Source organism: Microbacterium barkeri, from assembly GCF_027921765.1.
GTDB lineage: Bacteria > Actinomycetota > Actinomycetes > Actinomycetales > Microbacteriaceae > Microbacterium > Microbacterium barkeri.
On the sequence record NZ_BSEJ01000009.1, the window covers coordinates 34,915 to 57,040 of the forward strand.

Below are 22,126 nucleotides of genomic sequence, written 5' to 3' on the forward strand. Positions count from 1 at the left end.
CTAAGTCGCGGTAGGACTTCTGTGGGCACCGACGCTCACCTGAGGAGGTTCGCCGATGAACAGCACCCCCGCGCCCGACTGGGCGCAGCCATCCCGTCGCGTCCGACCGCGACGACGCGGCAGGCGCGCCGCGGTCGCCGTCGCGCTTGCGCTCGGCCTCGCGGCTCCGCTCGCCGTGACTCCGGTCGCGCACGCCGCCCCCGTCGCGGCCGAGGTCGACCTGGTCGACCCGGACGCGACTCCCGAGACGCGCTCGCTCTTCGCGTACCTGCGCGACATCGACGCAGAGGGCGTCCTGTTCGGGCACCAGGAGGACCTGTACTTCGGGGAGTCCTTCCCCACGCAGGACGGCACGTCCTCCGACACCCTCACCGCGACGGGCGACCATCCGGCCGTCATCGGATTCGACACGCTCGAGACCGCGGGCATGCCGCTCGCCGAACGCGAGGCGAAGGCGCAGCAGCTGGCCGCGAACATCCGCCAGGCGCACGACGTCGGGGCGATCAGCACTCTCACGATCCACATGGAGAACCTCGCGACCGGCGGCGACTTCTACGACACCTCGGGCGACGCCCTGCGCGCCGTCCTCCCCGGCGGAGCGCAGCACGATGCGCTCCGCGCGTATCTCGATCGCATCGCCGCGACCGCGCATGCCGCCGTCGCCGCCGACGGCACGGCCATCCCGATCGTGTTCCGCCCGTGGCATGAGAACGCAGGCTCGTGGTTCTGGTGGGGCGCGGCGTTCGGCCTGCCCGGCGAGTACGCCGAGCTGTTCCGCTTCACGGTCGAGTACCTGCGCGACGTGAAGGACGTGCACAACCTCCTGTACGCGTTCTCGCCCGGGGGCGGGTTCGGCGGCGACGAGGACCTGTACCTGCGCACATACCCCGGCGACGACTTCGTGGACGTGCTCGGCTACGACGTCTACGACAGCTCGGGCGCCGCGCAGAGCTTCCGGGACGGGCTCGTCGCCGACCTCGGCATGATGGGCCGGCTCGCGCAGGCGCGCGGGAAGATCAGCGCGCTGACGGAGTTCGGCATCTCGGGCGGCGTGCGCCCCGACGGCGAGAACGCGAACGTGACGTGGTTCACGGATGTGCTCGACGCGATCATGTCGGATCCCGACGCGGCGCGGACCGCCTACATGATGACGTGGGCGAACTACGGCGGCGACTCGACGCCCTACTTCCCGGTCGAGGGCGAGATGCTGCCCGACTTCCAGGCGTACCACGACGACCCGCGCACGTTCTTCGCCGACGATCTCGCGGGCGTCTACGACGCCGAGACCGCGTCCGTCGCCTCGGCCGCTGCGCACCTCGCCTCCCCCGCCGACGGCGCGCGCGTGGTGGCCGGGCCCGTCGAGCTGCGCGCATCGGTGACGGGTCACGCGGCCGATCGCGTGACGGTCACGACCGACGCGGGAGAGGTGATCGAGCTCGCGGCCCCGGCTGACGGCGGAATGTGGTGGACCGGGGCGTGGGAGGTCGCCCCCGAGCAGCTCGACAACACGTCGCACGGGCTGACCCTGCGCGTGTTCGCGGGCGGCGCCGAGGTGGAGACCACGGCGTCGACCGTCGTCCTCGGTCCCGAGCCGGTGCTGCCGCTCGGCGTCGTCGACGACTTCGAGTCCTACGACGCCGACGCCGCCCTGCAGAGCAGGTGGGTGCCCCAGAACGCGAACGTCCTCGAGCTCGCCCGCGCGGCCGAGGGCGACGCGGTCGGAGGCGGAGAGGCCGCGATGCGGCTGTCATACTCCTTCGCGACGCAGTCGTACACGGGTGCTGGCCGGCCGGTCTCGGGCGACTGGTCGTCGTTCTGGGACTTCCAGGCGTGGATCGATCCCGACGCGTCCGGCAACCGGCTCGTCCTCCAGCTCGTCGCCGACGGCGTCGCCTTCGAGGCCTACCCCTCCCTCGCCGGCGACGACCCCTACCTCGCCACCATCCCCTTCGCCGACTGGCGCCCCGCTCCCTGGGACACCGCCAACGCCGATCGCCGCCTCACGCCCGAGGCCCTCGCCCACGTGTCGCAGTTCAGCGTGTTCGTCAACGCAGCCGACGCAGGCGCCGTCGAGGGCTCCATCGTCGTCGACGAGCTCCGCGCGGTCGAGGGCACGCCCCCGCCGCCGGTCTACGTCGACGTCGAACGCGACGACCCCGACTACGCCGCGATCGCCTGGCTGCACGACGAGGTCGTCGATCTCGGCGACGCGAACGGCCGCTTCCACCCCGCGCGCCCCGTGACGCGTGCCGAGGCGACGCGCGCACTCGCGGCGTACCGGGAGGATGCCCCGGCGGTCGAGGGCACGGCGAAGGCGCCCGTCGAGCGCGCCGAGCTCGCCCACGCGCTGTGGGAGCTCGCGGGCGCGCCGACGCCCGCGGAGCCCGCGGACTTCGACGATGTGCCGTCCGCCCATCCGTCGGCCGAGGCGATCGCGTGGGTCACGCAGAACGGCATCGTCGAGCCCGCCGGGGACGACCGCTTCGGGATGCGCGGTCCCGTGACGCGGGCGGAGCTCGCCCGCGCCCTGCGGGCCTTCGACGCGGCCCCGGGCACGGAGCCGCCGACGACCCTCTTCGACTTCGCGGACGGACCGCAGGGATGGGCCGCGAACGGGGCCATCGACGCCGCGGACGGACGCCTCACGGTCGACCTCGCGGAGAGCGGATGGATCTGGGCGACCGGCTCGTGGGACCTCTCCGGCCGCTCGACGCTCGTCATCGACGTCGCGGAGACGACCGGCACGTCGATCGGCCTCGCGCTGCAGGTCGGCCCCTCGTGGAGCTGGTGCGAACTGCCCGCCGGCGCCCCTGTCTCCGGCGGCGCGTCGGTCGCGATCGACCTCGGCGCGCTGTCATCCGAGTGCCGCGATCAGCTCGGCGACGTCCGCGGCGTCAACCTGCGCCTCGACGCGGGGCAGCACGCGATCGACGCCATCCGCGTGCGCTGAACGCGGCTCGCGCCCGGGCCATCCGCTGATCGAGCGGATGGCCCGGGCGCGGCCGCGTGATGGTGCCGGCTGCCAGGTTCGAACTGACGACCCCCTGTTTACAAGACAGGTGCTCTACCAACTGAGCTAAGCCGGCGCGGGTCCCCGAGGGGACCTGGAAAGCATACCGTCGCGCGGCGGCGGGATCCGCTACTCCGCGGGGGTCTCGGTCGGCTCGGGCTCTGCAGTCTCGCTCGGCGCGGGCTCGGGCTCCTCTGTCGCCTCGGGCTCCTCGGCGGGAGTCGGCGTCGGCGAGGCCGTCGAGTAGTAGGCCTCGCTCGAGACGGTGAGCACGAACTGCGCGAACTCGGCCGGGTCGTCGAGCTGACCCTGATACGGACGGCCGTTCACGAGGATCATCGGCGCGCCGGTCAGGCGCACGTCCTCGGTGTCGGGCAGGGGCTCCTCGAGGACACGCTGGGTCGTCTCGCTCGCCCAGGTCACGAAGTCCTCGTTCTCGATGCACTCGCGCACGGCCTTCGTGTCGTCGACGCCGACGGCGGCCGCGAGCGCGGCAAGCTCCTTGTCGGTGTACCCCTCGCTGTCGACCGAGGGCTGCTCGACGAGCAGCTCGTGGTTGAAGGCGAGCGCCGACTCGGGCGCGTGCGTGCGCACGCAGGCGACCGCGCCCGCTGCGCGCAGGGAGTACTTCGAGCCGTTCGACTTGGCCGTGAGCAGGGCCACGGGGTGGTAGGAGAGGTCAGCAGCGCCCTGGGCGACCCACTCCGCGAGCTGGGACGAGTTCGTCTGCTCGAACTGCGCGGACCCCTCGGACAGGTAGTCGACATACACGCGGATGCTGACGGCGGACGCCGAGCTCGCGCGCTCCGCCTCGGGCGCAGCGGGCTCGGTGGCCTCGAGCGAGCTCGTCACCATGGGCGACAGGTCGTCGGAGTCGGCCACGACGATGCCGTCGTCCTCGAGGTTCTCCGGTGTCAGGGTCGGGCGGTTGAGGGCGGGGACGACGACGCTCGTCACCGCGAACGCGATCGCGGCGACGCCCGCGACGATCACGAGGGTGATCCCGCCTCGACGCAGCATCTTCGCGCGCGTCTGCTTCGCCTTGACCTTCTGCGCCTTCTCCCGCACAGCATCGCGTCGCTCGCTGCCCGGGGGAACGATCGGGTTCTCGTTCGTCATCGCCTGCTCGCACTCCCCTTCGCCGCCACGGGTACCGGCGGTCGACCTCGAAGAGGCTAGAGCGTGTCACTGGGAAATGCCCCGGCAGACACGGCAGATCCGCCGTCTCCGCGCCCGCGCCATCCGCTCATCAGCAAACGATTTCCCCACGCGCGCGGATTCGATGGCATACTGAGCCGAGACCCGACGAGGGGTCTACGGCGGTTCGCACCGTCGGTTCCATTCACTACGGATCGTCCGGCACGTACCTGCCGGTGAAGGAGAAGAACCATGGCCAGTGTCACTTTCGACGACGCCACCCGCCTCTACCCGGGCGGAACCCGTCCCGCGGTCGACAAGCTGAACCTGGAGATCGGCGACGGCGAGTTCCTCGTTCTCGTCGGCCCCTCGGGCTGCGGAAAGTCCACCTCGCTGCGCATGCTCGCGGGCCTCGAAGAGGTCAACGACGGCCGCATCCTCATCGGCGACCGCGACGTCACCGACGTGCCGCCGAAGGACCGCGACATCGCGATGGTGTTCCAGAACTACGCGCTCTACCCGCACATGACGGTCGCCGAGAACATGGGCTTCGCGCTCAAGATCGCCGGCGTCAGCAAGGATGAGCGCGCCAAGCGCGTCCTCGAGGCCGCCAAGCTCCTCGACCTCGAGCAGTACCTCAACCGCAAGCCGAAGGCCCTCTCGGGTGGTCAGCGTCAGCGTGTCGCGATGGGCCGCGCCATCGTCCGCGAGCCCCAGGTGTTCCTCATGGACGAGCCGCTGTCGAACCTCGACGCCAAGCTCCGCGTGCAGACCCGCACGCAGATCGCGTCGCTCCAGCGTCGCCTCGGCGTCACCACGGTCTACGTCACGCACGACCAGACCGAGGCGCTCACGATGGGCGACCGCATCGCGGTCCTCAAGGACGGCCTCCTCCAGCAGGTGGGCACGCCGCGCGACCTGTACGAGAAGCCGAACAACGTCTTCGTGGCCGGCTTCATCGGCTCGCCCGCGATGAACCTCTTCCCCGCGGAGATCGCCGAGGGCGGCATCCGCTTCGGCACGAAGGTCGTGGGCGTCGACGCGTCGGCGCTCAACAAGGCGCACGGCTCCAAGGTGACGGCGGGCGTCCGCCCCGAGGACTTCATCGTCGGCCCCGCCGGCAGCGAGGGCCTCGCGGTCAAGGTCGACCTCGTCGAGGAGCTCGGCGCCGACGGCTACCTGTACGGCCACGTCGAGGGCTCGGACGCGCAGATCGTCGCGCGCGTCGACGGCCGCCGCCACCCGATGGCCGGCGACACCGTCTCGCTCCTGCCGACGCCCGACCACATCCACGTCTTCGACGTGGAGACCGGCGAGCGCCTGCTCGACAAGGCGATCGTCTCGGCGTAACGCTGTCACCGCGCGACGGCGCGGGCGAACCTCCGGGTTCGTCCGCGCCGTCGCCGTTTCTGGGGGAAGATCTTCTCTATGGCCGATTCGCTCCGCATCACCGCCGCCGAGATCGACCCGCAGCTGCTCACGCTGCCCTGGCGGACGAAGCTCGCCGAGTGGCCGAGCAGCGCGATCGTGAAGCTCCCGAAGGGCATCTCGCGGCACATCGTCCGCTTCAGCGAGCTGTCGGGGATGGTCATCGCCGTCAAGGAGACGACGGCGCACATGGCCCAGCGCGAGTACGAGCTCCTCGGTGCGCTGCAGCGCCTCGAGGTCCCGTGCGTGCGCCGCGTCGCGGTCATCGACGGGCGCACCGACGAGCAGGGCAACCCGCTCCCCGCGGCCCTCGTGACCGCGCATCTGAAGTTCTCGATGCCGTACCGCGCGCTGTTCACACAGACGCTGCGCCCCGACACCGCCACGCGCCTCGTGGATGCGCTCGCCCTCCTCCTCGTGCGCGTGCACAAGGTCGGCTTCCGCTGGGGCGACGTCTCGCTGTCGAACACGCTCTTCCGCCGCGACGCCGGCGCGTTCGCCGCGTACCTCGTCGACGCCGAGACCGGCGATCTCTATGAGGGCGGGCTGACGGATGGCCAGCGCGAGCACGACATCGACATCGCGCGCACGAACATCGCTGGCGAGATCATGGACCTCGAGGCCGGCGGACGCGTCGAGATCGGCGTCGACGCCGTCGAGGTCGCCGATCAGCTCGTCGCGACCTACCGCGAGCTGTGGTCGGCGCTCACGGAGGCCGAGTCGTTCGCCCTGACCGAGACCTGGCGCATCACCGAGCGCGTGCAGCGGCTCAACGAGCTCGGCTTCGACATCGACGAGATGACGATCCAGACCGACCCCGACGGCACGCGCGTCTCGATCCAGCCGAAGGTCGTCGACGCGGGGCACCACCGTCGCCGCCTGCTGCGTCTCACGGGCCTCGACGCCGAGGAGAACCAGGCCCGCCGTCTCCTCAACGATCTCGACGAGTACCGTTCGCGGATCTCGCGCTCGTCCGACGAGGAGGTCGCCGCGCACGAGTGGGTGACGCGCGTCTTCGAGCCGGTCGTCCGGGCCATCCCCTATGAGATGCGCGCGAAGCTCGAGCCCGCCGAGGTGTTCCACCAGGTGCTCGAGCACCGCTGGCATCTCTCGCAGGCGCGCGGCGCATCCGTGCCGCTCGCCGAGACGCTCACGAGCTACATCCGCGACGTGCTGCGGCACCGGCGCGACGAGGCCACGATCATGGGCCCCCTCACGGAGACGCTCACCGAGCCCCTCGCGACGGCCTCGGGAGAGGCGCGCGACTGGCGCGACCTGGTCTGACCGAGCCGGGGCAGGGCCCGCAGGCGCCTGCCCCGTTTCGCGGCGAACCCGCGCCGTCGCGCGGGTTACGCCTGGGCGCCTCGGATCGTCGAGACCTGGTAGAGCGCGACGGATGCCGCGATGCCCGCGTTGAGCGACTCGGTCACGTCGGAGATCGGGATGGACACGACCTGGTCGCACGTCTCCGTCACGAGGCGCGAGAGGCCCTTGCCCTCGCTGCCGACGACGATGACGACCGGGCGGTCGGCGAGCTCGATCGAGGGCAGCGACACGTCGCCGTCGCCGTCGAGGCCGAGCACGAAGACGCCCTGCTTCTTGAACTCCTTGAGCGTGGTCGTGAGGTTCGGCGCGATCGCCACGGGGATGCGCGCGGCGGCGCCTGCGCTCGTCTTCCACGCCGCCGAGTTCACGCTGGCCGAGCGACGCTGCGGCACGATGACGCCGTGGCCGCCGAACGCGCCGGTCGAGCGGATGATCGCGCCCAGGTTGCGCGGGTCGGTGATGCCGTCGAGCGCCACGAACAGCGGGGTCGCGCCCGTGTCGACGACCTGCTCGAGGAGGTCCTGGGGGTGCGCGTACTCGTACGGCGGCACCTTGAGCGCGACGCCCTGGTGCACGCCGTCGAAGCCGGCCATGCGGTCGAGCTCGGGGCGGGTGACCTCGAGCACGGGGATCTCGCGGTTCCGGGCGATCGCGAGCATCTCCTTGACCCGGTCGTCCATCTCGACGCGCTGCGCGATGTAGAGCGCGGTCGCGGGGATCTTCGCGCGCAGGGCCTCGAGCACGCTGTTGCGCCCGGTCACGTTCTCGGTGTCGTCCTTCGGGCGTGACGAGCGCTGCTGCGGCTTCTGCGCGCTCCCGCCGCGCTTGGCGGCGAGGCGCTCGGCGGCCTGCTTGCGCTTGTGCGCGACGTGGTACGGCCGGTCCTCGGCCTTCGGGGTCGGGCCCTTGCCCTCGAGCGACCGGCGGTTCTTGCCGCCCGTGCCCTTCGTGGGGCCCTTCTTGCCCTTCGCGGCGCCGGGTCGTCCAGGCTTAGCCATTGATGCTCCAAGTGGTTCCGTGTGCGGTGTCTTCGAGGGCGATGCCCGCCGCGGCGAATGCATCGCGGATGCGGTCGGCGCTCGCCCAGTCCTTCGCCGCACGCGCCTCGGCGCGCTGCGCGATGAGCTGCTCGACGAGGGCGGAGAGGGACTCTGCCGTCGGGCCGTCTCCGGAGCTCCGCGCGAGCGCGCCGAACGGATCCAGGCCCAGGACGTCCATCATGGCGGACACGGCTGAGAACGCGCCCCGCGCCGCCGCCTTATCGCCCGCATCGAGCGCGGTGTTGCCCGCGCGGACGGTCTCGTGCACGACCGCGAGCGCCTGCGGGACGCCGAGGTCGTCGTCCATCGCGTCCGCGAACGCGTCGGGGATCTCGGCCACCTCAGGGCGCGGATGCACCCGCAGGAACCGCTCGAGGAAGCCGCGGATGCGCGCGAGCGCCGCCTCCGCCTCGCGCCACGACGCATCGGTCAGGTCGAGGCTCGAGCGGTAGTGGGCTGCCGCGAGCGCGTAGCGGACCACGAGCGGATCCTCGGCCGCGAGCACGTCGGCCGCGAGCGTGAAGTTGCCGAGCGACTTCGACATCTTCTGCCCGTCGACCGTGACGAGGCCGTTGTGCACCCAGTAGCTCGCGAACGCGTCTCCGGCGGCGGTCGACTGCGCGAGCTCGTTCTCGTGGTGCGGGAAGCGCAGGTCGAGTCCGCCTCCGTGGATGTCGAAAGCCGGCCCGAGGTAGCGGCGCGACATCGCGGAGCACTCGATGTGCCATCCGGGGCGCCCCTCGCCCCACGGCGACGCCCACACCGCGCTGCGCGGCTCGTCGGGCTTGGCGCCCTTCCAGAGCGCGAAGTCGTGCGGATCGCGCTTGCCGCGCGGATCCGCGTCGGCCGCGTCCTCCATCGCGTCGACCGACTGGCGCGTGAGGGCGCCGTACGCGCGCCACGACCGCACGTCGAAGTAGACGTCGCCCGCTGACGCATACGCATGACCCCGCTCGATGAGCTCCTGGATGAGCTCCTGCATCTGCGGGATGGATGCGGTCGCGCGCGGCTCGTAGGTCGGGGGCAGGATGCCGATGGCCGCGTACGCGGCGGTGAACTCCTGCTCCATGCGGTAGGCCAGCGCCCACCACGGCTCGGCGTCGGTCGCGTTGGCGAGCACCTTGTCGTCGATGTCGGTCACGTTCCGCACGAACGTCACGCGCGGGTAGCGGTGCGCGAGCCATCGCCTCAGCAGGTCGAAGGCGAGGGCGCCCCGCAGGTGCCCGATGTGCGGGCCGGACTGGACCGTCGGGCCGCACACGTACATCGTCACGTTCTCCGGGTCGAGAGGCGCGAAGTCGCGCAGCGTCTGAGCGCGGGTGTCGTACAGCCGGAGAGTCACCCCCTCAGACTACTGGCCGCCATCCGCCTCGTTCCGGCGGCCCGCGTCACACGGCCGTCATCCGGAGCGTGTAGAACCGAAGGGTGATGTCCGTCCTCGCCGTGCTCGCCGCGGCCGTCCTGTTCGGGACGACGGGGACGACGCAGGCCCTCGGCCCCGACGGCACGACGCCCCTCGCGGTGGGAGCCGTCCGCGTCGCGGTCGGCGGTCTCGCCCTCGCCGCACTCGCGGCGATCGCCGGCGCGGGGGCGCGACGCACGGGCGGCGTCCGGTCGCCGCGGCCCGAGGCGCGCCCACTGCTCCTCATGGCGATCGCGGGCGTCTGCCTGTTCGCATACCAGCCGCTGTTCTTCCTCGGCGCCTCGGTGAACGGCGTCGCGGTCGGCACGGTCATCGCCCTCGGCTCCTCCCCCGTGCTCGCCGGCGCGATCGAGGGAGCGCTCACGCGCCGCCTGCCGGGGCGCACCTGGGTGGTCGCGACCCTCATCGCGACCGGCGGCGTGGCCCTGCTCGCCCTGGGCGGGCAGGAGGGCGCGGCGACCGCGCCCCTCGGCGTGGCCGCCTCTGTCGGCGCCGGCGCGTCCTTCGCCGTCTTCGCCGTCGCGCAGCGGCGCCTTCTCGACGGCGGCTGGCAGCCCCTCACCGTGATGGGCGTCGCGGGCGGCGTCGCGGCCGTGCTGGCCGCCGCACTGCTGCCCTTTCAGGACCTGGCATGGCTCGCCCGCCCTGACGGCGCGGCGATGGCGCTGTGGCTCGGCCTCGGCGCGACGACGCTCGCCTATGCCTCGTTCACGTGGGGCCTGAGACGTGTGCCCGCGCCCACCGCCGCGACCCTCACGCTCGCGGAGCCGCTGACGGCGGCGCTGCTCGGCGTGATCGTGCTCGGCGAGCGCCTCGCGCCGCTGGGCATCGCGGGGCTCGCAGCCCTCGCCATCGGACTCGTCCTGCTCGCCAGGGGCGCGCGGCGCCCCATCCGCCCCTACGCCCTGGAGGCCTGACATGACCATCGACATCCGCGTCGACGACCTGACCCACCCCGCGACCCAGGCGCTCGCGGCCATCCACCTCGCGGGCATGCACGCCGGCACACCCGCCGAGAGCGTCCACGCGCTCGATCTCGACGGGCTGCGGCACCCATCGGTCACGCTGTGGTCGGCGTGGATCGACGATCAGATCGCCGGGATCGGCGCGCTCAAGCGCCTCGACGACGAGCGCGGCGAGCTCAAGTCGTTCCGCACCGCGGAGACGCACCTTGGCCGCGGCGTCGCCCGCGCCGTTCTGCGGCACATCATCGCCGAGGCGCGGACGCGCGGGATGGCGTCGCTGTGGCTCGAGACCGGCAGCGACGCCGCGTTCGCCCCGGCGCGCGGCCTGTATGCGAGCGAGGGCTTCGTCGAATGCGGGCCGTTCGACGACTACGTCCTCGACCCGCTGTCGGCCTTCATGACGCGCACGCTCTGACGCGCGCGGCTCACGCGCGGTGCACGAGGGCGACCGCGAACGCCTGCACGCCCTCCGCAGCGCCCGTGAACCCGAGGCCGTCCGTCGTCGTCGCCGACACCGTCACGGGCGCACCGCCGAGCGCGGCAGACAGCGCCGCCTCGGCCTCCGCTCGCCGCGGCGCGAAGCGCGGCCGCGCGGCCTGCACCTGCACCGAGACGTTGCCGATGGTCCACCCCTCGGCCGCCAGGTGGGCGCGGGTGTCCTCGAGGAACGCGGCGGCGTGCGCGCCGGCGAACTCGGGGCGGTCGGTCCCGAAACGCGAGCCGATGTCGCCGAGGCCTGCAGCGGAGAGCAGGGCGTCGACGATCGCGTGCGCGACGGCATCCCCGTCGGAGTGGCCGGAGAGGGCGGGCTCGCCCGGCCACTCGAGGCCCGCGAGCCAGAGCGCGCCCTCGCCGCCGAATGCGTGCACGTCCGTCCCGACGCCGATGCGGGGCAGGGCGGGGCCGGCCGGGGCCGGGCTGATGAGAGTCCGCGCGCGCTGCAGGTCGGCCGGCGTCGTGATCTTGAACGCGCGCGCATCGCCCTCGACCGACGCGATCGGATGGCCGGCGGCCGCGACGAGGGCCGAGTCGTCGGTGTGCTCCTCGCCCGCCACACGGTAGGCCGTCTCGAGGATGTCGCGTCGGAAGCCCTGCGGCGTCTGCGCGGACGCGAGCTCCGAGCGGTCGACGACCCCCGTGATCAGCTCGCCGTCGACTCGCTTGATGGTGTCGACGACCGGGAGAACGGGCACGACGCCCCATCCGGTCCGCTCGACGGCGTCGACGACCCGGTCGATGAGCTCGGCCGGCGCGAGCGCGCGCGCCGCGTCGTGCACGAGCACGATCTCGACGTCGGGCCAGACCGCGGCGAGACCCGCCGCGACGGACTGCTGGCGGGTGCTCCCGCCCGCCACGACCGAGACGAGCTCACGGCGCGCGCCCGCTGCCTCCTGCGCGTCGGTCAGCGCCTCGCCGACCCGCTCCTCGGGCGCGACGACGACGACCTGCGCGAGCCGGGCGGCGAAGACGCGGTCCAGGCAGTGCCGGAGGATCGTGTGGTCGTCGATCCCGACGAAGGCCTTGGGCGCGCCGGCGCCGAGGCGCGTGCCGGATCCGGCGGCGACGACGATGACGGCGACACGGGGCGACGGCGTGACGGTGCTCACACCCCCACGGTACCCGCCGGACGCGGAACGGCCCGGCTCACCTCAGGTGAACCGGGCCGTTCCGATCGATCGCGCGTCAGCTGCTCGCGAGGACCTCGTCGAGGAGCTCTGCGGCCTTCTCCTCTTCGACCTTCTCCGCGAGCGCGAGCTCGGAGACGAGGATCTGGCGGGCCTTGGCGAGCATCCGCTTCTCGCCGGCGGAGAGCCCGCGGTCCTGGTCGCGGCGCCACAGGTCGCGCACGACCTCGCTGACCTTGATGACGTCGCCCGAGGCGAGCTTCTCAAGGTTCGCCTTGTAGCGGCGCGACCAGTTCGTCGGCTCCTCGGTGAACGGGGCGCGCAGCACCTCGAACACCTTGTCCAGCCCCTCCTGGCCGATGACGTCGCGCACGCCGACGAGGTCGACGTTCTCTGCGGGGACCTCGATGACGAGGTCGCCCTGCGTGACGTTCAGCTTGAGGTAGATCTTCTCCTCGCCCTTGATGACGCGAGTCTTGACTTCGGTGATCGTCGCCGCCCCGTGATGGGGGTACACGACCGTCTCGCCAACCTCAAAAAGCATAGAATTGTGTCCTTTCGGCGATCTCAAGGATATCACAGCTCGCGATGCACTAAGGTTCGCGCGGCATCGGCCCGCATGCCACGCCATCCGCGTGATCACGGGCCCGCACGCCATCCCTTTAGAATGGCGTGGGAGCGTCTGCCGACGGGCGACGCCGCAGCATCTGGAGGATCCGTGAACACGCGCGCACTCGCGTCCGCCGCCCTTGCCGGCCTCGTCATCCTGGGAGCCACGGGCTGCCAGGCCATCACGTCGCAGGCGACGACGATCAAGTACTCCGCGTCGGACGGCGTGAACGTCCCCGATGCCGAGGGCGCGCCCGTCGAGATCCGCAACGCGGTCATCATCGCCGACGAGGACGGCGACCAGGGCAACCTCGCCGCCGCGCTCGTCAACCGCACCGACAGCGCCGCGACCCTCACGCTCGAGTGGGGCGACGAGAGCGAGACGGTGCGGATCCCGGCCGAGAGCGTCGTGAGCCTCGGCACCGAGGAGACCGAGCCGCTGCTGCTCGACGCGATCGACTCCCCCGCGGGCTCGACGCTCCCCGTCTACTTCCAGTCCGGCGACGCCGAGGGCGTCCTCACCGAGGTCCCGGTGCTCGACGGCTGCCTCGAGCAGTTCGCCGACCTCGTGCCCGGCGGCGGCGCGAGCGACTGCGAGAAGGAAGCCCCCGCCGAGCACGGCGAAGAGGGCCACTGACCCGACGCCCGATGGCGTGAAGAAGGGCCGAGCGGAGATCCTCCCGCTCGGCCCTTCTTCGCGTCCTGGGGTCAGCCCTCGAAGCGGTAGCCGAGGCCGCGCACGGTCACGAGCATGACCGGCTCGCTGGGCACCTTCTCGATGCGCGAGCGGATGCGCTTGATGTGCACGTCGAGCGTCTTGGTGTCGCCGAAGTAGTCGCTGCCCCACACGCGGTCGATGAGCTGGCCGCGCGTGAGCACACGGCCCGCGTTGCGCATGAGCACCTCGAGCAGCTCGAACTCCTTGAGCGGCATGTTGATCTGCTCGCCGTCGACCGACACCGTGTGGCGGTCGATGTCGAGCGTCACGCGGCCGCCCTCGAGCACGCGCTCGTCGAGGTCGGCCTCCGCCTGCAGCGAGCGGCGCATGACCGCCCGCATGCGCGCGAGGAGCTCGCGCGCCGAGTACGGCTTCGTGACGTAGTCGTCGGCGCCGAGCTCGAGCCCGACGACGATGTCCACCTCGGAGTCCTTGGCCGTCAGCATGATGATCGGCACGGCCGACGTCGTGCGCACCTGGCGGCAGACCTCGGTGCCCGGCATCCCGGGGAGCATGAGGTCGAGCAGGATGACGTCGGGCTCCTGGTCCCGGAACGCCGCGAGCGCGGCGTCTCCGTCCTCGGCGATCTCGACCTCGTAGCCCTCGCGCCGCAGCAGGTAGGCGAGCGGGTCGGCGAGGTCGGGTTCGTCCTCCACGAGCAGAACACGCGTCATTCGTTCTCTTTCCTTCCGTGGCGCCTCGTCACGCGGCGTCGACCGCGCGGGCGCCCTTCCTCTTGCGTTTCGCGGACTCGGCGCCGACGAGCGGGGCCTCCGTGCGCGGGAGCCTGATGGTGAATGTCGACCCGCGATCGGGCTGCGACCAGAGCCGCACCTCGCCGCCGTGCCGATTCACCGCGTGCTTCACGATCGAGAGGCCGAGACCGGTGCCTCCCGTGCGGCGCGAGCGCGCCTGGTCGGCGCGGTAGAAGCGCTCGAACACGCGCTGCTGGTCGGCCTCCGCGATGCCGATGCCCTGGTCGGTCACGGCGATCTCGACGGCCTCCGCGGTGCCGCGCACGCCGATGCCCACGCGCGAGCCGCGCGGGGAGTACGCGATGGCGTTCGCGACGAGGTTGCCGAGCGCCTCGACGAGGATGGTCGCCGAGCCGCGCACGAAGAGCCCGCGGTCGCCGCCGCGCACGAGCGCGACATCCGCCGACTCGGCCTGCACCTGGTACTGCTCGAGGGCCGCGGCGACGACCTCGTCGATCGCGACGTCGCCGACCTCGGTGAGCTCGTCCGCGGCCTGCAGCTTGGACAGGTTCATGATGCGCCCCGTGAGCTGGCCGAGGCGCTGGGCCTCCGCCGACATCCGCGCGGCGAAGCGGCGCACCTGCTCAGGATCGTCGGAGGCCGACTCCATCGCCTCGGCGAGGAGGCCGATCGCCCCGACCGGCGTCTTCAGCTCGTGGCTCGTGTTCGCGATGAAGTCCTGCCGCATCTGCTGGAGGCGCTCCTGCTCCGAGATGTCGCGCACGATGAGCAGCGTGAGCCGGTCGGCGATCGTCGTCGCGCGCGCGACGACGAGCCGGGTGTCGTCGGAGATCCGGCCGCGGCGGATGCGCAGCGTCTGCGACTCGGTCGAGGAGCCGAGCCCGCGTGCGGCCTTCACGAGCTCGCGGAGCTCGGGCTGCTCGAGCCCCTGCCCCGGTGTCAGGCCGAGCCACGTCGCCGATGCCGAGACCGAGACGACGGCACCCGAGGAGTCGATCACGGCCGTCGCGTCGTCGATCGCGTCGAGCGCGGCCGTGAGCGCCGGCGGAAGCGCCAGGCTCTGCTCGCGGAGCGCCCGCTCCCTGGCGCGGAACGCGAGCACCACGATCAGGGTCACGCCGACGCCGAGGATGATCCCTGCGGCGAGCGCGAGCAGCGCGAGCTGCGTGGAGTCCATGTCTCCAGAGTAGAGTGCAGCCGAGAGCCCCTCTGGACGAATGGGCTCGTCGGGGCGCCGCCCCGACGCACTGTTCACCGACCGGGCACCGGCCGTTCACCTTCGCGCATGACAATCGCGAGGCGCACAGGCCAGTGTGAGAAGCCGCCGCTGCGCGGCCGAGACCCGAAACCGACGAAAGGTTCGCCAGATGCGCGAAGTCTTCCACCAGGCCCTCGAGGACATCCAGAACCGGCTGGTCGAGATCGCCGAGCTGGTCACGGTGGCCATCGACAAGGCCACCATCGCCTTCGAGAACGGCGACGTCGCCCTCGCCGAGGAGGTCATCGCCGATGACGTCCGCATCGACGAGCTGGCCCTCTCGGTCGACGAGCTCGCGATCGACACGCTCGCGATGCAGCAGCCCGTCGCCCGCGACCTCCGCATCATCGTGAGCGCGCTGCGCACGAGCGCGTCGCTCGAGCGCATGGGCGACCTCGCCGAGCACATCGCGCAGCTCGCCCGCTCCCGCTTCCCCGAGCGCGCCATCCCCAAGGGCCTCAAGAGCACGTTCGTGAAGATGGGCAAGCTCGACGTCGAGGTCGCGCGCACGCTCGTCGAGCTCCTGCGCACGCAGGACCTCGCCTACGCCGCGCAGATCCGCGACGCCGACGACGTCATCGACGAGCTCCACGCGACCGTCTACGAGAAGGTGCTCAGCGAGGCGTTCGCGGGCGACGCGAGCCACGTCATCGACGCCGCTCTCGCGAGCCGCTACCACGAGCGCTTCGGCGACCACGCGGTCTCGATCGCGAAGAAGATCGTCTACCTCGCCACGGGCGACTGGACCGGCTCCGCCGACCCCGAGATCGAGGTCGTGGACCGCACGCCGGGCGTCTGACCCGAGAACGACGAAGCGCCCCGCCGGTCGGCGGGGCGCTTCGTCGTTCTCGCGCTACTTCTTGCCCTGGGCGGCGACCGCTGCGGCGCCGGCCGCTGCGGCCTCCGGGTCGAGGTAGCGGCTCGGGCCGGTCGGCTTCATGTCGTCGTCGAGCTCGTACACGAGCGGGATGCCCGTCGGGATGTTCAGGCCGGCGATGTCGTCGTCGCTGATGCCGTCGAGGTGCTTCACGAGCGCGCGCAGCGAGTTGCCGTGCGCCGTGACGAGCACGGTCTTGCCGGCTGCGAGGTCGGGCACGATCTCCGACTCCCAGTACGGCAGCAGGCGGTCGATGACGATCTTGAGCGACTCGGTCCCGGGGATCTCGCCGTCGATCCCGGCGTAGCGCGGGTCGTGCGTCTGGGCGTACTCGTCCTCGGGGTCGATGACGGGCGGCGGCACGTCGAACGAGCGACGCCACTCCATGAACTTCTCCTCGCCGAACTCGGCGAGCGTCTGCGCCTTGTCCTTGCCCTGCAGAGCGCCGTAGTGGCGCTCGTTCAGGCGCCACGAGCGCTTGACGGGGATCCAGAGGCGGTCGGCCGCGTCGAGCGCGATGTTCGCCGTCTGGATGGCACGGCTCAGCACGGAGGTGTGGAGGATGTCGGGCAGCACGCCCTGCTCCTTCAGCAGCTCGCCGCCGCGCTGGGCCTCGGCCTTCCCCTGCTCCGTGAGCCGCACGTCGACCCATCCGGTGAAGAGGTTCTTCTCGTTCCAGTCGCTCTGCCCGTGGCGGAGCAGGATCAGGGTGTGCGTCATACCTGACATGCTACCGAGGCGACGCGAGGCCCGATGCCGCGGCCCCCGTGCGTTCACGCGAGAATGGAGGCATGCCGACGACCGAGGGCCGACCGACCCGCGGCACGACCGGCACGAACCGGCTGCGCCGCGTCGACCGCTGGATCGCGCAGCACCCCGCGCTCCTCGGCGCCGGCGACCCGCTCGTCGTGGACCTCGGCTTCGGCGCGAGCGGCGTGACGGCGTTCGAGCTCGCCGCGCGCCTGCGTCGCGCACGCGCGGATGTCGAGGTGCGCGGTCTCGAGATCGACCTCGAGCGGGTCGTGCGAGCGCGGGCGCAGCTGGCCGACGTCCGCGCGGGGCGCACCGTGTTCGCGCCCGACATCGCGGTCTCGTTCGCACGCGGTGGATTCGAGATCCCGACGGAGGGCGGGCGGCGGCCTGCCGTCGTGCGCGCGTTCAACGTGCTGCGGCAGTACGACGAGCACGAGGTCGCTGCGGCGTGGCGCCGGATGGCCGAGCGCCTCGCGCCCGGCGGCGTCCTCATCGAGGGCACATGCGACGAGCTCGGCCGCGTCTGCGCGTGGGTCGACGTCGCGCCGACCGGAGAGGCCGTCCGCTTCACGGTCTCGCTGCGGCTCGCCGATCTCGAGCGCCCCGGCATCGTCGCCGAGCGGCTGCCGAAGGCGCTCATCCACCGCAATGTGCCCGGAGAGCGCGTGCACGCGTTCCTGCAGGCGCTCGACGGCGAATGGGAGCGCGCAGCGCACCTCTCCCCCTTCGGCCCCGTGCAGCGCTGGATCGCGACGGTCGAGGCGATGCGCCGCGGCGGATGGGATGTCGTCGGCACCCGGCGGCGGTGGCGGCTCGGCGAGCTCACGGTCCCCTGGGCGGCCGTCGCGCCCGCGTGAGGCGCGACGCGATCAGATGCGCGGGATGGCCGCTGCCGCCTCGGCGTGGGTGAGACCGCTCGCGACGAGCAGGTCGACCGCGAACGGGCGCAGCGCCGCGAGCAGCGCGAGCTCGCCCTGCGACGCGTCGGGCATCATCGCCGCGGGATCGAGCCGCCGCGCGATCGCGAGGAGCGCCTCTCGCGCCGCGGGCTCGGCGGAGATGTCCTCGAGCGCGTGCGCGACGACGCCCGCCGCGCGCTGGAGCTCGGCGAGCGGCTCGGCGATCGCCGGGCGCGGCTCGCCGTCGCGCACGACGTAGGCCGCGCGCCGCGCGACGACGCGCAGATTCCGGGCGGCGAGGTCGACGCTCTGCAGGACGCGCGCGTGGCGGGCGAGCTCGATCCGGCGCGAGCGCAGGAACGGCGAGAGCGCCGAGACCGCCTGCGCCGACTCGAGCGACGTGCGCCAGGCGTCGACATCGCCCTGCAGCCCGCGCGCCTTCTCGAGCCCGCGATCCGCCCGCACGGCGTCGCCGCGTCGGAGCCCCTGGACGACGCGCCCCATCGCCGCGTCGAGCGCCGTGAACAGCACGCGGGCATCGCGCAGCTCGGTGCTCATCGGGTTGCGCGGCAGCAGCGCGGTCATGACGATCGCGAGCGCCCCGCCGATCGCCCCATCCGCGAGCCGGAGGAACGGCAGCGGCCCGGCCGGCAGCACCATCGCGATCGCGGACTGGATGGCCGCCGCGACGGCGAACTGCGGAGAGGGCATGAGGAAGCGCGCGACGAGGAGCGTGACGGCGAGCGTGAGCGCGAGCTGCCACGGCCCTGAGCCGAAGACGAGGCGGAGCAGCTCGGAGATGAGGATGCCCGTGAGCATGCCCAGCACCGTCTCGACGACCTTGCGCGGTCGCGCGTCGCGCGCGAGGCCGAGGGAGGAGATCGACACCGTCGCCGCGAGCAGGGGCGCCTCGTGGCCGAGGAGATAGTGCGCGAGGAGGAAGGCGCCCGTGGCCGCGATGACGATCTGGGCGATCGCCGCCCCCGAGTCGCGCACGCGCTCGAGCCCCGGCCGCAGGGAGAGGCGGCGGCGCCATGTGACGGGGATCGCCGCGGTCAGCGGCGAGGTCTCGGGGGCGTCACGCGGCTCGGGCACGTTCCGACGCTACGCCGTCACTGCGCGAGCGGGCGGCGCGACAGGCGCGTGATGCGCGGCACCTCCGCGGTCGCGCCCGCGTCGCCCGGCACGATGACCTCCTGCGCCGCGGCGACGCGCACGCCGTCGGCCTCGACCGCGAGCGTCTCCCCCTCCGGGATGCGGCGGGCGACGATCGCGAGCGCGATCGGGCCCAGCTCGTGATGCCACGCCGACGACGTGACGTGCCCGGCCTCGGCCTCGCCCGCGAGCACGCGCGCACCGCGCTCGGGGAGCACGCTGTCGCTGCCGTCGAGATGCAGCATCACCAGTCGACGCGGCGGATGGCCGAGGTTGTGCACCTTCGCCACGGTCTCCTGGCCGCGATAGCAGCCCTTCGCGAGGTGCACCGCCGACCGCAGCCAGTCGCTCTCGTGCGGCAGCGCCCGCTCGTCGACCTCGGCGGCCCATCGCGGGCGCCAGGCGGCGATCCGCAGCGCCTCCGCGGCGAGCAGCCCGGCGACCGGGAGCGCTGCGGCATCCGCCCACGCGCTCTCCTCGAGGATGGCCTCGGCCCACGCGTGCGCGGAGCCCGGATGCTCCTCGGCGCGCGCGTACTGCCATCCGCCCGCGCTCACTCCCATCCAGGGGTCCTGCCAGACCAGCGCGACGCCGTTCGGCCGGGCGGCCGCGTCGGCGAGCGCGTGCTCCGCGCCCCCGCCGCGCACGAAGCCGGCCACGCGGAGGTCGGGGCGCAGGGCCACCTCGACCTGCGCGCGGAAGCGCATCATGCCGAGCCACTTCGCGAGTCCGGCGGCATCCGCCGCGTCGGCGATGAGCCATGCGGTCGCGCCGTCGTCGATCACCGCCGCCGCGTGCTCGACGTGGCCCTGCGGGTCGAGAACGAGCAGCTCGGTGCTCACGCCGGGCGCGAGGCGCGCGACGGCCTGCGACGTGATCGAGTCGAGCCACGTCAGCCGCTCGGGCCCCGAGACCGCCACGACGGCACGGTCGCCGCGCGGGACGATCGCCTCCCCCTGGGCGAGGGCGCGCTGCTCCCGCGTGGGGTCGCCGAAATGGGCGACGCCGTCATCCGAGAGCACGGCCCCGGGGATCTGGGCGAAGGGATCGGTCATGCTCCCATTCTCGGGCACGGCGCGAACAGAGGCGCCGCGCCGTTTCGGCTCGCTTCGCTCGCGTTTCGACTCGCTCCGCTCGCTCAACGACCGGGAGCGGCTCGCTTCGCTCTGCGTTTCGACTCGCTCCGCTCGCTCAACGACCGGGAGCGGCTCGCTTCGCTCGCAGGGCTATTCGGTGCGGGCGAGGCGCGCGGAGGCGTGCGACCCGAGCTCGCGGCCCAGCGCCGCGATGTCCCACGCCCACAGGAGGTGTCCGTCGACGAGGCCGTACATCCGCGTCGCGGCGGCGTAATGCTTCGCGCCGGCGGTGCGGACGACCGCGTCCGTCGCGATGTCGATGCGGGGCCCCTTGACCTGACCGAGGTAGAGCTCGCTCACGCCGTCCGCGTGCACGAGGTTGACCTCGATCTCGAAGCCGCCGCCCGCTGTGCGCAGGCGCTCGACGTCGTCGGCCGTCCGAGTCGGCTCCGTCTCGAGCGCAGGGAGAAGGCCGGGCCCCGGCGTCGCAGCGGTCGCCGGACGCGAGAGGCGCCAGAAGCCGGTCTCGGCGACGAGCTGCTGCGCGGGGCGCTCGCCCTCGGGCGCGAGCCATGCGGTGGCCGTGTAGTTGAGGTACGGACCGCCGTCATGGCTGAAGCTGACGCGGTGCGTGAACTCGCCCTCGTAGTGGGCATCCCCGACGCGGTAGTCGATGACGCCCGTCCCCTCCCACACTCCGATGAGCCAGGAGAGCGGGACGAGGTCGGCAGGCAGGTCGGTCGGAATCTCGATCACGAGGCTCCGCCCCGGCTCAGCGCTGGCCGCGGAAGAGGTTGACGATCACTGCGCCGGAGCAGAAGGCGATCGCGAGACTCGCGAGGCCCAGCAGGCCGACGAAGAACAGTTCGAGGGCGACGAGATCCATGGCACCACTCTAGTCCTCCCGGCGCGCCCCGGCGACCGCGCAGGGCTCAGCCGGGCACGATCGCGGCGAGCGCGAAGATCGCGGAGACGACCCCCATGATCCCGACCCCGCCGACCGCCGCCGCGGCGACCCGCGAGATGAACCCCTCGGCGCGACCGAGGCGCAGCTCCGCGGCGAACGCGACGAGGAGGGCGGCGCCCGCGCCGACGGCGAACCATCCGAACCGATCGGCGGGCGCCACGAAGATGCCGATCGCGATCGCGACCACGCCGGCGAACGCCCAGGTCACGGCCAGGCCGACCGGGAATCTGCGCGGGACGAGGACGGGTTCGGTCACGCCCTCCATCATCGCCGATCGCGGGCCCGGACGACAGGATCCACGGTGGCGTGCCGCGCGCGCAGGCGTCTCGCCGCACTTTCGGCTGCCCCTATCATCGGAAGCACGGCGTGGCACCCGCCGCCGGCGAAAGGACCTCGCTTGGCTCAGCTCCTCGTGCTCAGCTCCGCCCCCGGCGGAGCCTCTGCGCTGCCCGCACTCGAGCTCCTCAGCCACCGTGTGCGACAGATCCCCGCGGAGGCCGCTCAGCTCGTGAACGCGCCGAGCGCTGACGCGATCTTCCTCGACGCGCGCACCGACCTCGTCGGCGCGAAGGCGCTCTGCAAGATCCTGAACACGGCGGGCATCGACGCGCCCCTCGTCCTCATCGTGACGGAGGGCGGCCTGACGGCCGTCTCCCCCGACTGGGGTGTCGATGACGTCATCCTCGCGACGGCCGGCCCCGCCGAAGCCGATGCGCGCATCCGCCTCGTGGTGGGGCGGCGCACCGAGGAGGAGACCTCGAGCCGCGTCCAGACCTCGGGCATCACGATCGACGAGGCCTCGTACTCGGCCAAGGTGCACGGGAAGCCGCTCGACCTCACGTACAAGGAGTTCCAGCTCCTGCACTTCTTCGCGACCCACCCTTCGCGGGTGTTCACGCGCGAGCAGCTGCTGAGCGAGGTGTGGGGCTACGACTACTTCGGCGGCACCCGCACGGTCGACGTGCACGTTCGGCGCCTGCGCGCGAAGCTCGGCGACCTCGAGCAGCTCATCGGCACCGTGCGGAACGTCGGCTATCGGTTCAACGTCTCGGAGGACGACGAGGACGCGCCGGCGCAGGGAGCGCGGAAGGCCTGACGCGCCGCCCGTTCACACGCGCGACACCCGCGGGTGCCAGGATAGGCA

The 22,126-nt window shown here is 72.4% G+C and carries 21 protein-coding genes and 1 tRNA gene; 9 read left to right on the top strand and 13 right to left on the bottom strand.

From position 1 onward, the window contains the following. Window positions 1-55: 55 nt before the first annotated feature. Entirely contained in the window at window positions 56-2,950 is a 2,895-nt protein-coding gene (locus PKE79_RS10105; RefSeq protein WP_271173577.1) for a glycosyl hydrolase, read from the top strand. Between the two features lie 60 nt (window positions 2,951-3,010). On the opposite strand, the gene PKE79_RS10110 is transcribed toward PKE79_RS10105, so the two are convergent. Further along, window positions 3,011-3,086 (bottom strand) — tRNA-Thr (locus PKE79_RS10110). Window positions 3,087-3,139: 53 nt separating this feature from the next. Next, the gene (locus PKE79_RS10115; RefSeq protein ID WP_271173578.1) at window positions 3,140-4,129 is read right to left on the bottom strand and encodes a DsbA family protein; all 990 of its coding nucleotides are present in this window, start codon (window positions 4,127-4,129) and stop codon (window positions 3,140-3,142) included. Between the two features lie 270 nt (window positions 4,130-4,399). On the opposite strand from PKE79_RS10115, the gene PKE79_RS10120 reads away from it, so the two are divergent. Both PKE79_RS10120 and PKE79_RS10125 read left to right on the top strand, forming a co-directional pair. Continuing rightward, entirely contained in the window at window positions 4,400-5,497 is a 1,098-nt protein-coding gene (locus PKE79_RS10120; RefSeq protein ID WP_271173579.1) for an ABC transporter ATP-binding protein, read from the top strand. Window positions 5,498-5,575: 78 nt separating this feature from the next. Beyond that, the gene (locus tag PKE79_RS10125; protein ID WP_271173580.1) at window positions 5,576-6,859 is read left to right on the top strand and encodes a DUF4032 domain-containing protein; all 1,284 of its coding nucleotides are present in this window, start codon (window positions 5,576-5,578) and stop codon (window positions 6,857-6,859) included. A gap of 65 nt (window positions 6,860-6,924) precedes the next feature. Here the strand turns inward: PKE79_RS10125 and rlmB are convergent, their stop codons facing one another. Continuing rightward, window positions 6,925-7,899 carry a 23S rRNA (guanosine(2251)-2'-O)-methyltransferase RlmB gene (gene rlmB, locus PKE79_RS10130; protein WP_271173581.1) on the bottom strand — a complete coding sequence of 325 codons (975 nt, stop codon included), beginning with the start codon at window positions 7,897-7,899 and terminating at the stop codon, window positions 6,925-6,927. Beyond that, window positions 7,892-9,283, bottom strand: a complete 1,392-nt coding sequence (gene cysS, locus PKE79_RS10135; RefSeq protein WP_271173582.1) for a cysteine--tRNA ligase — start codon at window positions 9,281-9,283, stop codon at window positions 7,892-7,894. The genes rlmB and cysS overlap by 8 nt, the downstream gene beginning before the upstream one ends. Before the next feature lie 86 nt (window positions 9,284-9,369). Between cysS and PKE79_RS10140 the strand changes: the two genes are divergently transcribed. Both PKE79_RS10140 and PKE79_RS10145 read left to right on the top strand, forming a co-directional pair. Continuing rightward, window positions 9,370-10,281: a DMT family transporter gene (locus PKE79_RS10140; RefSeq protein ID WP_271173685.1), complete on the top strand. Its 912-nt coding sequence runs from the start codon at window positions 9,370-9,372 to the stop codon at window positions 10,279-10,281. Window position 10,282: 1 nt separating this feature from the next. Next, entirely contained in the window at window positions 10,283-10,744 is a 462-nt protein-coding gene (locus PKE79_RS10145; protein WP_271173583.1) for a GNAT family N-acetyltransferase, read from the top strand. 10 nt (window positions 10,745-10,754) lie between these two features. Here PKE79_RS10145 and ispD read toward each other — a convergent pair whose 3' ends face one another. Together ispD and PKE79_RS10155 are read right to left on the bottom strand one after the other, a co-directional pair. After that, a complete protein-coding gene (ispD, locus tag PKE79_RS10150) occupies window positions 10,755-11,936 on the bottom strand; it encodes a 2-C-methyl-D-erythritol 4-phosphate cytidylyltransferase (protein ID WP_271173584.1) in 1,182 nt (393 codons plus the stop codon). A gap of 76 nt (window positions 11,937-12,012) precedes the next feature. Continuing rightward, complete coding sequence (locus tag PKE79_RS10155) at window positions 12,013-12,498, bottom strand: CarD family transcriptional regulator (RefSeq protein ID WP_271173585.1); 486 nt, start codon at window positions 12,496-12,498, stop codon at window positions 12,013-12,015. A 174-nt stretch (window positions 12,499-12,672) separates the two neighbouring features. On the opposite strand from PKE79_RS10155, the gene PKE79_RS10160 reads away from it, so the two are divergent. Continuing rightward, entirely contained in the window at window positions 12,673-13,200 is a 528-nt protein-coding gene (locus PKE79_RS10160; protein ID WP_271173586.1) for a DNA modification methylase, read from the top strand. Between the two features lie 71 nt (window positions 13,201-13,271). Here the strand turns inward: PKE79_RS10160 and PKE79_RS10165 are convergent, their stop codons facing one another. Together PKE79_RS10165 and PKE79_RS10170 are read right to left on the bottom strand one after the other, a co-directional pair. Next, entirely contained in the window at window positions 13,272-13,955 is a 684-nt protein-coding gene (locus PKE79_RS10165) for a response regulator (RefSeq protein WP_271173587.1), read from the bottom strand. Window positions 13,956-13,983: 28 nt separating this feature from the next. After that, window positions 13,984-15,174: a sensor histidine kinase gene (locus tag PKE79_RS10170; RefSeq protein WP_271173588.1), complete on the bottom strand. Its 1,191-nt coding sequence runs from the start codon at window positions 15,172-15,174 to the stop codon at window positions 13,984-13,986. Between the two features lie 190 nt (window positions 15,175-15,364). Between PKE79_RS10170 and phoU the strand changes: the two genes are divergently transcribed. After that, window positions 15,365-16,054: a phosphate signaling complex protein PhoU gene (gene phoU, locus PKE79_RS10175; protein WP_271173589.1), complete on the top strand. Its 690-nt coding sequence runs from the start codon at window positions 15,365-15,367 to the stop codon at window positions 16,052-16,054. 54 nt (window positions 16,055-16,108) lie between these two features. Here the strand turns inward: phoU and PKE79_RS10180 are convergent, their stop codons facing one another. After that, window positions 16,109-16,852, bottom strand: a complete 744-nt coding sequence (locus PKE79_RS10180; RefSeq protein ID WP_271173590.1) for a phosphoglyceromutase — start codon at window positions 16,850-16,852, stop codon at window positions 16,109-16,111. A 71-nt stretch (window positions 16,853-16,923) separates the two neighbouring features. Between PKE79_RS10180 and PKE79_RS10185 the strand changes: the two genes are divergently transcribed. After that, complete coding sequence (locus PKE79_RS10185) at window positions 16,924-17,742, top strand: class I SAM-dependent methyltransferase (RefSeq protein WP_271173591.1); 819 nt, start codon at window positions 16,924-16,926, stop codon at window positions 17,740-17,742. A gap of 12 nt (window positions 17,743-17,754) precedes the next feature. Here PKE79_RS10185 and PKE79_RS10190 read toward each other — a convergent pair whose 3' ends face one another. The 4 genes from PKE79_RS10190 to PKE79_RS10205 form a co-directional block, all read right to left on the bottom strand. After that, a complete protein-coding gene (locus PKE79_RS10190; protein WP_271173592.1) occupies window positions 17,755-18,879 on the bottom strand; it encodes an FUSC family protein in 1,125 nt (374 codons plus the stop codon). A gap of 17 nt (window positions 18,880-18,896) precedes the next feature. After that, complete coding sequence (ygfZ, locus tag PKE79_RS10195; RefSeq protein WP_271173593.1) at window positions 18,897-19,994, bottom strand: CAF17-like 4Fe-4S cluster assembly/insertion protein YgfZ; 1,098 nt, start codon at window positions 19,992-19,994, stop codon at window positions 18,897-18,899. A gap of 171 nt (window positions 19,995-20,165) precedes the next feature. Beyond that, window positions 20,166-20,771: a nitrobindin family protein gene (locus PKE79_RS10200; RefSeq protein ID WP_271173594.1), complete on the bottom strand. Its 606-nt coding sequence runs from the start codon at window positions 20,769-20,771 to the stop codon at window positions 20,166-20,168. Window positions 20,772-20,947: 176 nt separating this feature from the next. Further along, complete coding sequence (locus PKE79_RS10205; protein ID WP_271173595.1) at window positions 20,948-21,238, bottom strand: hypothetical protein; 291 nt, start codon at window positions 21,236-21,238, stop codon at window positions 20,948-20,950. Window positions 21,239-21,379: 141 nt separating this feature from the next. Here PKE79_RS10205 and PKE79_RS10210 point away from each other — a divergent pair, with 141 nt between their 5' ends. Then, on the top strand, window positions 21,380-22,078 hold the full coding sequence (locus tag PKE79_RS10210) for a response regulator transcription factor (RefSeq protein WP_271173596.1): 699 nt from the start codon (window positions 21,380-21,382) through the stop codon (window positions 22,076-22,078). The last annotated feature ends 48 nt before the right edge of the window (window positions 22,079-22,126 follow it).